This window comes from Actinomyces israelii DSM 43320, assembly GCF_000711965.1.
Lineage (GTDB): Bacteria > Actinomycetota > Actinomycetes > Actinomycetales > Actinomycetaceae > Actinomyces > Actinomyces israelii.
Genome location: NZ_JONS01000017.1, coordinates 34,886 through 46,387 on the forward strand (window position 1 = coordinate 34,886; position 11,502 = coordinate 46,387).

At 71.8% G+C, this 11,502-nt stretch carries 9 protein-coding genes and 2 tRNA genes; 1 reads left to right on the forward strand and 10 read right to left on the reverse strand.

Annotated elements, in window-relative coordinates:
* Positions 1–67: 67 nt before the first annotated feature.
* The 10 genes from O145_RS07565 to O145_RS07610 all read right to left on the reverse strand — a co-directional run bounded on the left by O145_RS07565 (position 68) and on the right by O145_RS07610 (position 8,946).
* A complete protein-coding gene (locus O145_RS07565) occupies positions 68–700 on the reverse strand; it encodes a hypothetical protein (protein ID WP_043561935.1) in 633 nt (210 codons plus the stop codon).
* 3 nt (positions 701–703) lie between these two features.
* The gene (locus O145_RS07570) at positions 704–1,882 is read right to left on the reverse strand and encodes a glycosyltransferase family 4 protein (RefSeq protein ID WP_043561937.1); all 1,179 of its coding nucleotides are present in this window, start codon (positions 1,880–1,882) and stop codon (positions 704–706) included.
* Positions 1,879–2,850: a phosphatidylinositol mannoside acyltransferase gene (locus O145_RS07575; RefSeq protein WP_043561940.1), complete on the reverse strand. Its 972-nt coding sequence runs from the start codon at positions 2,848–2,850 to the stop codon at positions 1,879–1,881. Before O145_RS07575 ends, O145_RS07570 begins: the two co-directional genes overlap by 4 nt.
* A gap of 2 nt (positions 2,851–2,852) precedes the next feature.
* Positions 2,853–3,521, reverse strand: a complete 669-nt coding sequence (pgsA, locus tag O145_RS07580; protein WP_043561943.1) for a phosphatidylinositol phosphate synthase — start codon at positions 3,519–3,521, stop codon at positions 2,853–2,855.
* Between the two features lie 24 nt (positions 3,522–3,545).
* Entirely contained in the window at positions 3,546–4,196 is a 651-nt protein-coding gene (locus tag O145_RS07585) for an HIT family protein (RefSeq protein WP_052374820.1), read from the reverse strand.
* A complete protein-coding gene (gene thrS, locus O145_RS07590; RefSeq protein WP_043561946.1) occupies positions 4,189–6,228 on the reverse strand; it encodes a threonine--tRNA ligase in 2,040 nt (679 codons plus the stop codon). The genes O145_RS07585 and thrS overlap by 8 nt, the downstream gene beginning before the upstream one ends.
* Before the next feature lie 86 nt (positions 6,229–6,314).
* Positions 6,315–7,361: a lipid II:glycine glycyltransferase FemX gene (locus O145_RS07595; protein ID WP_043561949.1), complete on the reverse strand. Its 1,047-nt coding sequence runs from the start codon at positions 7,359–7,361 to the stop codon at positions 6,315–6,317.
* Entirely contained in the window at positions 7,358–8,638 is a 1,281-nt protein-coding gene (locus tag O145_RS07600; protein ID WP_043561952.1) for a carboxylate--amine ligase, read from the reverse strand. The genes O145_RS07595 and O145_RS07600 overlap by 4 nt, the downstream gene beginning before the upstream one ends.
* A gap of 162 nt (positions 8,639–8,800) precedes the next feature.
* Positions 8,801–8,872: transfer RNA gene (locus tag O145_RS07605), tRNA-Val, on the reverse strand.
* Between the two features lies 1 nt (position 8,873).
* Positions 8,874–8,946, reverse strand: a tRNA-Gly gene (locus O145_RS07610).
* A gap of 138 nt (positions 8,947–9,084) precedes the next feature.
* Here O145_RS07610 and glgX point away from each other — a divergent pair.
* On the forward strand, positions 9,085–11,490 hold the full coding sequence (gene glgX, locus O145_RS07615; protein WP_043561954.1) for a glycogen debranching protein GlgX: 2,406 nt from the start codon (positions 9,085–9,087) through the stop codon (positions 11,488–11,490).
* Positions 11,491–11,502 lie beyond the last annotated feature (12 nt).

An 11,502-nucleotide genomic window follows, 5' to 3' on the forward strand; every position in this document is an offset into this window, starting at 1 on the left:
TCCGGGTAGGCCGAGCGTCGGTAGCCGGCGCGCGGGGACCAGCCGTTGGCGGGGGACGTGGGCATGCTCATGCTGAGTCTCCGTCCGTGGGATCGTCTGCTGCGGCGGTGACGGGACCCGCCACGGGAGCGGCGTCGTCGTCGATGTCGAAGGTCTGGGGCATGGGCGCGCGACCGGCCAGGTGCAGGCGGCGCACGAGGAGGCCGGAGCGCAGGCGCCGCGCCTCGGCCACGTGGGTGTTGTGGAACCGCCGGGCCAGGACGAGCCGGTAGCAGGCCTTGTCCAGGCGCGTCAGCGCGTCGGCGGCCAGGGGGCGGGCGCCCAGGGCCGCACGCGCCTGCACGTTGAGCACCACCCGGATGACCCGCGAAAGGTCGGACTCGACCAGGGCCCGGCTCCGCCGGCCGGACGCCGCCCGGTCATCGGGGTCCAGGCCGTCCTCGACGATCGGGCCCTCGCAGTCCAGGGCGTCGTGCGCCGCGCGGGACAGCAGGGCGGCGGAGGCCGGGTCGAGGGCGCCGGTGGCCGCGAGGTCGATGACCGCCTGGCCGCGGTGGACGAGCTGGGCCTCCAGGGTGGCCCGCGAGCCCAGCACCTGCCGGTGGAGCCGGTCCACCCGCAGCGCCCTGGCGTACAGGCCCCATCCCAGGGCCAGCAGGACGAGCGCTGAGGCGAGCACGGTCAGCAGGACATCGGCCACGGCTCAGTCCTCCAGGGCGTCGCGCAGGCGCCCCACCATGGTGCGCGAGCCCGGTGCGACGGTCACTCGGGTGTGGGCGGTGGACAGCGCCATGTCGTAGACGTCGAGCACGGAGTCGGTGACGGCCGACCAGTCGTAGCGGCCCACGACGGCGGCGGCGGCCTCGCGCCTGGCGTCCGCGGCGCGCGTGTCGGTGAGCGTGTCCACGATGGCGCGGGCCAGGTCCGCTCCGTCCCCGTTGCGGAACAGCGCCCCGTAGGCGCCCGCGCCCAGGACGTCGGAGAAGGCCGCCAGGTCCGAGGCGACGACCCGGGTGCCGGCGGCCATGGCCTCCACCAGTACGATTCCGAAGGACTCGCGACCGGTCTGGGGGGCCACATAGCATGAGGACGAGGCGAGCAGGCTCGCCTTGTCCTCATCCGAGACTTCGCCGAGGAAGGTCACGGCATCGCCGTATCGGGCCAGGGCGGCGCGCTGGGGCCCGGCCTCGCCGCGGCCGGCGATGAGGAAGCGGGCCCCGGGGACGCGCTCCAGGACGGCGGGAATGGCCGCGGCCAGTACCTGCAGCCCTTTGCGGGGCTCGTCCAGGCGTCCCAGGAAGGAGATCGTCGGAGCCTGGGGACTGCCGGCGAAGCGCGGGTCCCTCTTGGCGGCGGTGAAAGGAGCGACGTACACGCCGTTGGGGATCACCACGGCGTCACCGCCGTGGTACTGGATGAGGGTGCGACGCGCCTCCTCCGACACGGCGATGCGCGCAGTGATCCTCTCCATGAGCGGGACCGCGGCCGGGGAGAGCAGCTTGCGAGCCAGGGATCGCGGCATGGCGGCGTGGAAGGTCCCCACCACGGGACAGGAGGCCGCCTGGAGGGCGATCGTACCGACGCTGGGCATGCTCGGCTCATGGATGTGGAGCAGGTCGAAGTCGTAGGCGTCCAGCCAGCGGCGCGCCCGCCGGGCCACGGCCGCACCGAAGTTGAGGCGGGCGACCGAGCCGTTGTACGGGATGGCGATCGAGTCGCCCGCCGAGGTGACCCACTCGGGCAGGTCGGAGTCGGCTGCGGCCGGCGCCAGGACCCGCACATCGTGGCGCCGCCCGCGCAGCTCGGCGGCCAGGTCCATGACATGGGCCTGCACCCCTCCGGGCGCGTCCAGGGAGTACGGGCACACAAGACCGATCCTCATGCGCGCCCCTCCTGCTTCGCGTGGCTGCGCGCGAGCCGCTCGTGGTCGAGATCGGCGTCGAAGACCGGCTGGAGCATGTGCCAGTCGACGGCGTGCTCGGCGAGCAGCGGACCCATGGCGGCCGCCCAGGCGCGCGTGTGCGCCACGACCAGCTCAGGGCCGCCCGGGCCCGGGGGGCGGGGCACCTCCCGCAGGGTCAGCACCAGGCCCCACCGCGACCCCGCGGCCCGACGGCGCTCGCCCGCCAGGGCCTCGTAGTGCATGCCGGCGACGTACAGGGGCAGGTCCAGGCGCTGCGCCAGGGCGGCGGGCCCGGCGGCGAAGCGCGCGGTGTGGCCGCACAGGTCCACCTCCAGGCCGGAGGCCGACAGGTCCCGGTCGGCCAGCAGCGGGATGACGTAGGGCCCCCCGTCCTGCGCGGCGGCGACGAGCCGGTCGAAGACCCTCTCGCCGCGGCCCTGGCCGAGGATCCTCATGCCGAGCCGCTCGCGGAAGGCGACGAACTGGTCGAACAGGTCGGCCGGCTCGAGTCGCTCGGCCACAGTCAGAACGGTCGCCAGCCGCCGGCACGCCCAGGCGCCCACCAGGTCCCAGTTGCCCATATGGCCCACGGCCAGCACGATCGAGCCCCGCCGCAGGTCGGCATGCACCCGCGGGGGCATGTCGGCGCGCACGCGCGCCAGGATCTGCTCCTCGCTCATGCCGGCCAGGGCGAAGGCCTCGTAGAAGTAGCGCATATAGGAGCGCATCGCCCGCCGGGAGGCCCGCCGCACCTGCCGCGGACTCGTGGGCGCGGGCAGGACGCGCGCCAGGTTCCTCTCCAGCTGCCCGACGCCGGCGGCCCCGGCGCCCAGGCGGTGCAGCCCCCACGCGGCGTCGGCCCCGGCGCGGAACAGCCCGTAGCCCACCGGCGCCGGCAGTGCGGGCACGTGCCGCCAGGCGAAACGGTACAGGTCGTTGACCGCCATGCTCACGCGCCCTCCTCCGGTCCTCCGCCACCGGCCGCGGGAGCCGCTCGGCCCACCGCCTGACGGCGGACCGCGACAATGCGCTGGATGACGGTGATGAAGGAGGCCAGCGCCACGTAGCCGAGCGCCGCGGACAGCACCCACTGGGGCGCCCCGAGACCGACCGCGAAGGCCGCCACGAGGGCCACCACCAGGCGGTCGGTGCGCTCGGCGATCCCCACCGAGGCGGCGGCTCCGATGGACTCGGCGCGGGCCCGGGCGTAGGGCACGGCCGCGGCCAGCACGATGCAGGCCAGGGCGAGACCGACCGTGACCGTGCGCAGCGCGACGCTGTCGGTCCTCATGGTCAGGGCCGCCCAGGCGGCCAGGGAGGCGAAGACGGCACCGTCGGCGAGCCGGTCGAGCGTGGAGTCGAGGAAGGCACCGAAGACCGAGCTGCGCCCTGTGGCCCGGGCGAGGATGCCGTCGAGGGAGTCCCCCGCCAGGGCGAGTCCCAGCAGGGGCGGGCCGGCGAGGAAGCGGCCCTGCGGAAGGGTCGCCACGGCCACGCCCACCGTCAGGACCGTGCCGGCCACGGTGAGCATGTCAGGAGTGATCCCCGCCCGGGCCATGGCGAGCGCGGGACGGGTGAGCAGTGCCTTGGTCAGGCCTCGGCCGTGCTGTCCGAGCATGGAGTCCTTACGGGGTCGACTGGGTCATCGGGGTTGTACGGAGTCGTCGGGGCCGGCTAGGTGGGCAGGAGCGCCGTCCCAGGCGGCGGCGAGCTGGTCGCGCTGGACGCCCAGGAGCTGGGGGACGGGCTTCGTCTTGCCGATGATGGGCATGAAGTTGGCGTCGCCGGTCCAGCGCGGAACGATGTGCTGGTGGAGGTGGGCGGCGATACCGGCCCCGGCGACCTCGCCCTGGTTCATGCCCAGGTTGAAGCCGTGGGGGTGGGACACGGAGCGGACGACCTCCATGGCGCGGGCGGTCAGCCTACCGATCTCGATGCGCTCGTCCTCCGATGCCTCGGTCCAGTCCGAGATGTGCCGGTAGGGGCACACCAGGAGGTGGCCGGTGTTGTACGGGTAGAGGTTCATCAGCACGTAGGCGCTCTCGCCCCGGTGGACGATCAGCGCCTGCCGGTCCTCCCGCCCGGGCGCCGCGCAGAAGGGGCACTGGCCGGGCGAGGAGTCCTCGGGCCTGTCCTGCCCGCCGATGTAGACCATGCGGTGGGGCGTCCACAGCCGCCCGAAGGGGTCGGGGGCGTCGGCGTGCTGGAAGGGCGTCTCGATGCGCACGCCGTCCACGACGGCGCCCTCCAGGCCCGCCAGGGCGTCGGCCTCGGTCTCGGGGTGCTCAGCCACGGGTGAGCCTCTCCCCCGCCGGGTCGTTGACGCGGGCCCCGATGACGCCGGCGATGTGCGCCACGGCCTGGTCGACCGGCACCCCGTTGCACTGCTCGCCGTCGCGGAAGCGGAAGGAGACGGCGCCGGCCTCCACGTCGTCGCCCCCGGCGATGAGGATGAAGGGCACCTTCTCCTTGGCGGCGTTGCGGATCTTCTTGCTGAAGCGATCGTCCGACAGGTCGGTCTCCGCCCGCACGCCCGCGGCGCGCAGGCGTGCGGCGATGCCCTTGACGTAGTCGTCGAAGACCTCGGCCACGGGCACGAGCCGCGCCTGGACGGGTGCCAGCCAGGCGGGGAAGGCCCCGGCGTAGTGCTCGGTGAGCACGCCGATGAACCGCTCGACGCTGCCCAGCTTGGCGGAGTGGATCATGACGGGGCGCCGGTGGGTCCCGTCGGCCGCCGTGTACTCCAGGTCGAAGCGCTCGGGCTGGTTGAAGTCGTACTGGATGGTGGACATCTGCCAGGTGCGGCCGATGGCGTCCTTGACCTGGACGGAGACCTTGGGGCCGTAGAAGGCGGCGCCGCCGGGGTCGGGGACGACCTCCAGGCCGGAGGCGTCGCAGGCCTCCCGGAGGGCGGCGGTGGCGGCGGCCCAGTCCGCCTCGGAGCCGATGAACTTGTCCTTCCTGGCGCCGTCGTCGCGGGTGGACAGCTCCAGGTAGAAGTCGGTCAGCCCGAAGTCGGACAGGATGGACAGGAAGAAGTCGATCTGGGCGCGGATCTCCTCACCGGCCTGCTCGGGGGTGCAGTAGGTGTGGGAGTCGTCCTGGGTGAAGCCGCGCATGCGGGTCAGCCCGTGGACGACGCCAGACTTCTCGTACCGGTAGTCGCGGCCCATCTCGAAGAAGCGCAGCGGCAGCTCGCGGTAGGAGCGGCCCCGGGAGCGGAAGATGAGGTTGTGCATGGGGCAGTTCATGGCCTTGAGGTAGTACTCCTGCCCGGCCCTGGTGATGGCGCCCGCCGCGTCGCGCTCCTCGTCGGCGAGCATGGGCGGGAACATGGTGTCGGCGTAGTAGGGCAGGTGGCCCGAGGTGTGGAAGAGGCCGCCCTTGGAGATCTCGGGGGTGTGGACGAAGTCGAAGCCGGCCTCCTCGTGCCGTCGGATCACATGGCTCTCGATCTGGTGACGGAGCATGCCGCCCCTGGGGTGGAAGACCACCAGGCCGGGGCCGATCTCCTCGGGGAAGGAGAAGAGGTCGAGCTCGGCCCCCAGCCTGCGGTGGTCGCGGCGCTCGGCCTCCCTGAGGCGCTCCTGGTAGGCCCGCAGGTCCTCCTTGGAGGCCCAGGCGGTGCCGTAGATGCGCTGGAGGGAGTCCCCGTGCTGGTCGCCCCTCCAGTAGGCGGAGGATGACTTGGTCAGGGCGAAGCCCTGGCCGATGAGCCGGGTGGAGGGCAGGTGGGGGCCGCGGCACAGGTCCTTCCAGGCCACGGTCCCGTCGCGGCGCACGTTGTCGTACACGGTGAGGCCGCCCCTGCCCACCTCCACCGAGGCGCCTTCGGCGCCGGCGCCCTTGGTGGTGATGAGCTCGAGCTTGTAGGGCTGGTCGGCGAGCTCGGCGCGCCCCTCGGCCTCGGTAATGTCCCGGCGTCGGAAGGTCTGGCCCTCCTTGACGATGCGCTTCATGCGCTTCTCGATGTCGCGCAGGAGCTCGGGGGTGACGGCGTCGATGCCACCGAAGTCGTAGTAGAAGCCGTCGGTGATGAAGGGGCCGATGCCGAGGTCGACGTCGGGGAAGATCTCCTGGACGGCCTGGGCCATGACGTGGGTGACGGAGTGGCGCAGGATGTTCAGGCCGTCCTCGGAGCCGAGGGTGATGGGCTCCACGCTCGCGCCCGCGGGAACGGTCCTGTCCAGGTCCCACGGCTCGCCATCGACCCGCATGGCGACGACCGCGCGATCCTGTCCGAAGAGCGCGGTCCCGGTGGTGCCCGCCTCGACGCTGCGCACGGCGCCGTCGAGGGTGATGTCGATGGTGGGCTGGGCTGGCACGAGTCTGCTCCTGGTGAGTTGTGGACCGGGCGCTGCACTGGTGCACCCGCTGACGGCCGGGAGTCTACTCGTCGGCCAGCGCCTGCTCAGACGCCCAGGCGGTCGCGCACCAGGTGGCGCACGCGGCGGGCGCGGACCAGGGCGGCGTAGACGGCCCTGTGAATCGGGATGTCCCAGGCGCCGTCGACCTCGGTGGCGTGGTGGGCGAAGCGCTTCTTGTAACGGCCCACCCCGTAGAGCTCGGGCACACGGGCGGAGTCGGCCCCCATGAGGTCGAAGGAGTCCTTGCCCTCAGCGGCCAGGGTGCGGGCCACGAACCAGTCGAGGGCCTCGGCGCCGCGGAACCCCCGCGACTCGTCCGAGGAGGCCCCGTAGTAGGCGACGGCAGCCTTGCCGGAGACGGTGACGAGGTCCCAGCAGTGGGGCGCGCCGTCGCGGCGCAGGACGAAGAGCCTGGCGTGCTCCGGGCCCAGGGTGCGCAGCATGTCCCAGTAGACCTCGGCGGGGTGGGGGCGGAAGCCGTCGCGCTCGGCCGTGGTGACCATCACCTGGTAGACCTCGTCGAAGGCCCGGCGGTCGAGCCCGGTCTCCTCGGCCATGACGCAGCCCGCCTCGGTCGCGACCCGGTCGGCCCGCCTGACGCCGCGGCGGCCGTCCTTGGGCATGGCGGCCGCGATGGCATCGGGGGTGCGCGGCCGCAGGTCGATGACGAAGGTCCGGTCGTAGGTGATGGTCGAGAGCAGCTCGCGGGTGTCCGCCGCCCGGTAGCGAGCGTGCATGCGCACGAACACCACGCGGGAGTCCTTCAGCCTGACCTCCCGCACGAGCAGCTCGCGCAGGTGCGCTTCGCGCTCGGGGCTCTGCTCCTTGAGCCAGATGGGCCCGTGCTTGGCCCACAGGAAGCGCTGCCCTCCGATCTCGTAGCGGTACAGGGCGAGGACGGCGACGGGCCTGCCGTCGTCCTCGTAGACGTAGCGCCCGAACAGGGGGTGCCCCTGGCTGGCCTCGTAGTCCTCCCAGGGCTCGAGCTGCTCGATGGGCGCCGGGGTGCAGCCGATGGCCACGCGCATGTCCTTGGGGGAGATGGGGCGGAGGGTCTCGGGGCGCCGGGTGGTGCGGGGGGCGTGAGTCATGGGATCTCCAGATCGGTGGGCGGGTCCGCTCGGCGCAGCCGCAGGCGCAGGGGCCGCGGGTGGTAGCGGTGGAACTTGCGGTCGTGGTTGAGCTTCTGGGCGGTGATGAGCAGACGACGGCGCACGGAGCGCTCCGCGGGGTCGAGCAGCGGGTCGACCGCGCGCGCCGCGAGCCGCAGGACGCGCCGCCGCAGAAGGGGGTCGTCGACCTGGTGGAGCACGAGGTGGCGCGGCAGGAGGCTGTAGAGCACCTCGTCGGCGGCCTCCCGGCGCGGCCCCGGGCTGCCGTCGACCAGGTCGCGGATCATGACGACCATGGGGTTGACGCCCGCGGCGCTCATGTAGAAGGAGTTCCGCCCAATGCGGGGGTTGAGCTCGAAGTAGACCGGGGCTCCGCCCCGCGGGTCGATCTTGACGTCGAAGTTCGCGAATCCCCGGTACCCGGCGGACGTCAGCAGCTTCTCGACGCCCTCCCACAGGTCGGGGAAGGGCTCGGTGATCATGGCGACGGGGTTGCCGATGAGGGTGGGCGTGTGGTCCTCCAGAAGCACGTGCGCCGAGCCGATCATGGTCATCCGTCCGTCGGAGGCCATGTACGCGGTCACCGAGCGCATGGCGTCGTCCCCGCCCGGGATCCGCTCCTGGATGAGGAAGGTGGACCGGTAGCCGGCGCCCCGCAGGTCGGACCACAGCGAGGCGAGGTCCGCGGGGGTGTCGAGGAAGTAGATCTTGCGCTGGCCGGGGAACTCGACGGCGTCCCAGTCCGCGCCGACGGCGGCCTTGCCGACCAGGGGGAAGGGGATATCGATCTCGGGGTCGGCGTCCGCGAGCGCGGAGCAGTCCACGACGACCTGCCGCGGGGTGCGCAGCCCCTGCTCGGCGCAGGCCGCGGCGAAGGCGACCTTGTCGCTCAGGGCGCTCATCGCCTCGGCGCTCGGGAAGGGCACGACGTACTCCGGCTCCAGCTCTGCGCGGTGGGCGATGAGGAGCTGGGCGGTCGCGTCGCGGTTGGCGATGACCACGGCGCTGCGCGGCGCCCGGCCCTCGACGAGCTCGCGCAGGCGGGCGACCATGGCTGTCTCGTCGCGCGAGTCCTGGTGGACGACGTCGATATAGCTCGACAGGGCGATCGCCTCGATGGGGCTGGGCGACAGCAGGGTCACCCGCTGCCCGGTGGCGTCGTGGAGCTGGCGGGCCAGCGCGTAGCCCCCGATGTCACCGCCGATCACCACGGGAAGCAGGTCTGGGCGCGAGGGCCTGCGCGCTGAGAGGGCCACATGTTCTCCTAGGTCCGGCCGAGCCCGCGTGCGGGCCCCGGCAGCATGGTCGAGATGATCGGTGGTGAACGGGTGCTGGGAAGGGCCGACGGACGGAGCGGCCGCGGGAGGGGCGGCCGCGATGAAGGCCCGGAACACGATGTTCCGGGCCGGGTGGCTGAGTGGGCGATACTGGGATCGAACCAGTGACCTCTTCCGTGTCAGGGAAGCGCGCTACCGCTGCGCCAATCGCCCGAGCGGATGACGGGACTCGAACCCGCGACCCTCACCTTGGCAAGGTGATGCTCTACCAACTGAGCCACATCCGCGCGCCGCCGGCGAGGAGCCGGTAACCGGTGCGGGAGGAAAAGTAGCAGAGCACGGGCGCCAGACCAAATCGGCCCCGGTGCGCGACCTCGATCCGTGATGCTGCGGCGTCGGAGCCGCGCACGTGGCAAAGTGTCCCTATGCCGTCTGACATGCCCACCACGCCCGACCGCCCAGGGCCCGTAGCCACCGACACCGCCGCCGCCCCGACACCCGACCAGGCCGCCACCACGCCCGCTGACACCGCCCCCGAGCCCGCCGTCGTCACTGCCAGCGCCGCCAGCGCCGCCGATAATGCGCCCGTCATCGCCCCGGCCTCGGCGACCGGCGTCGGCGCCCTCGCGCCGATAACCGCCCCCACGCCCGATCGGCCGCAGACGGCGGCCCCCGTCAGCACTCCGACCGCAGCGCCCGTCCCGACTCTCACGACCTGGCCGGGGCAGCCCTACCCGCTGGGCGCGACCTATAACGGCTCGGGCACCAACTTCGCGGTCTTCTCATCCGTGGCCGAGCGGGTCGAGCTGTGCCTGTTCGACGAGTCCGGCGCCGAGACCCGGGTCGACCTGACGGAGGTGGATGCGGACGTGTGGCACGCCTACCTGCCCACGGTCCGCCCCGGCCAGTACTACGGCTACCGCGTGCACGGGCCCTACGACCCCGCCCGCGGCCTGCGCTGCGACGCCTCCAAGCTGCTGCTGGACCCGTACGCCAAGGCGATCTCCGGGCACGTCAGGGCCTCGCAGTCCCTGTACTCCTACGACTTCAACGACGCCTCGGTGCGCAACGAGGAGGACTCCGCCGGCGCCACCATGCGGTCGGTCGTCATCTCCCCGTACTTCGACTGGGGCCACGACCGCCCGCCGGCGCACGAGTACCACAACACGATCATCTACGAGGCCCATGTCAAGGGCATGACCAAGCTCAACCCGCTCGTGCCCGAGGAGCTGCGCGGCACCTATGCGGGCCTGGCCCAGCCGGCCGTCATCGACCATCTCAAGAAGCTCGGCATCACCGCCATCGAGCTCATGCCGGTCCACCAGTACGTCAACGACACCTACCTGCAGGACAAGGGCCTGTCGAACTACTGGGGGTACAACACGATCGGCTTCTTCGCCCCGCACAACGGCTACGCCGCCTACAGCGCCGGCGGCCAGCAGGTCCAGGAGTTCAAGTCGATGGTCAAGGCCTTCCACGAGGCCGACATCGAGGTCATCCTCGACGTCGTCTACAACCACACCGCCGAGGGCAACCACATGGGCCCCACCCTGTCCTTCCGCGGTCTGGACAATGTCGCCTACTACCGGCTCGTGGACGGCGACCAGGCCCACTACTTCGACACCACGGGCACAGGCAACTCCCTGCTCATGCGCTCCCCCGCGGTCCTCCAGCTCATTATGGACTCCCTGCGCTACTGGGTCACCGAGATGCACGTGGACGGCTTCCGCTTCGACCTGGCCTCGACCCTGGCGCGCCAGTTCCACGAGGTCGACAAGCTCAGCGCCTTCTTCGACATCATCCACCAGGACCCGATCCTGTCGCAGACCAAGCTCATCGCCGAGCCCTGGGACGTGGGCGAGGGCGGCTACAACGTCGGCGGCTTCCCTCCCCTGTGGAGCGAGTGGAACGGCACCTACCGCGACACGGTGCGCGACTTCTGGCGCGGGGAGCCCTCCACCCTGGGCGAGTTCGCCTCCCGCATCACCGGGTCCTCCGACCTGTACCAGCACTCCGGGCGCACGCCCGTGGCCAGCATCAACTTCGTCACCGCCCACGACGGGTTCACCATGGCCGACCTGGTGTCCTACAACGAGAAGCACAATGAGGCCAACCTGGAGGACAACCGGGACGGCGCCAACGACAACCGCTCGTGGAACTGCGGGGTCGAGGGCCCCACCGACGATCCCGCGGTGATCTCCCTGCGCAAGCGCCAGACGCGCAACTTCCTGGCCACCATCCTGTTCAGCCAGGGCGTTCCCATGATCTGCCACGGAGACGAGATGGGGCGCACCCAGGACGGCAACAACAACGCCTACTGCCAGGACAACGAAATCTCCTGGATCGACTGGGACCTGGACGAGAAGGACCGCGACCTGCTGAGCTTCACGCGGACCATGGTGTGGCTGCGCCGCAACCACCCCGTGCTGCGCCGACGCCGCTTCTTCTCCGGCGCCGCCTCCCACGGCGGCGAGTCCGACCTGGGCGAGATCGAGTGGCTGCGGCCCTCCGGCGAGCGCATGACCGATCAGGACTGGGGCGCCTGGTACGCCCGCGCCATGATGGTCTTCCTCAATGGCGACGCCATCGCCGAGCCCGACGAGCAGGGACGCCGCGTTGCCGACGACTCCTTCCTCGTGCTGATCAACGCCAGCGAGAAGGACATCACCTTCACCCTGCCGGGCCTGGGTCACTCCGAGGGCTGGGTCGTGGCCCTCGACACCGCCCCGGCCGTGGACAGCGAGCCCCACGATTCGCTCGACGCCGGCGAGCAGGTCGTCGTCGAGGCCCGTTCTATGCTGTTCCTGACATCGGCCCCGGAGACGACCTGACCGACACCCGCG

What these genes read in the sequence shown, in the direction of transcription:
- O145_RS07570 (WP_043561937.1), bottom strand. Translation starts at nt 1,882, where the DNA reads ATGAGGATCGGTCTTGTGTGCCCGTACTCCCTGGACGCGCCCGGAGGG.
- O145_RS07575 (WP_043561940.1), bottom strand. Translation starts at nt 2,850, where the DNA reads ATGGCGGTCAACGACCTGTACCGTTTCGCCTGGCGGCACGTGCCCGCA.
- pgsA (WP_043561943.1), bottom strand. Translation starts at nt 3,521, where the DNA reads ATGCTCGGACAGCACGGCCGAGGCCTGACCAAGGCACTGCTCACCCGT.
- O145_RS07595 (WP_043561949.1), bottom strand. Translation starts at nt 7,361, where the DNA reads ATGACTCACGCCCCCCGCACCACCCGGCGCCCCGAGACCCTCCGCCCC.
- glgX (WP_043561954.1), top strand. Translation starts at nt 9,085, where the DNA reads ATGCCGTCTGACATGCCCACCACGCCCGACCGCCCAGGGCCCGTAGCC.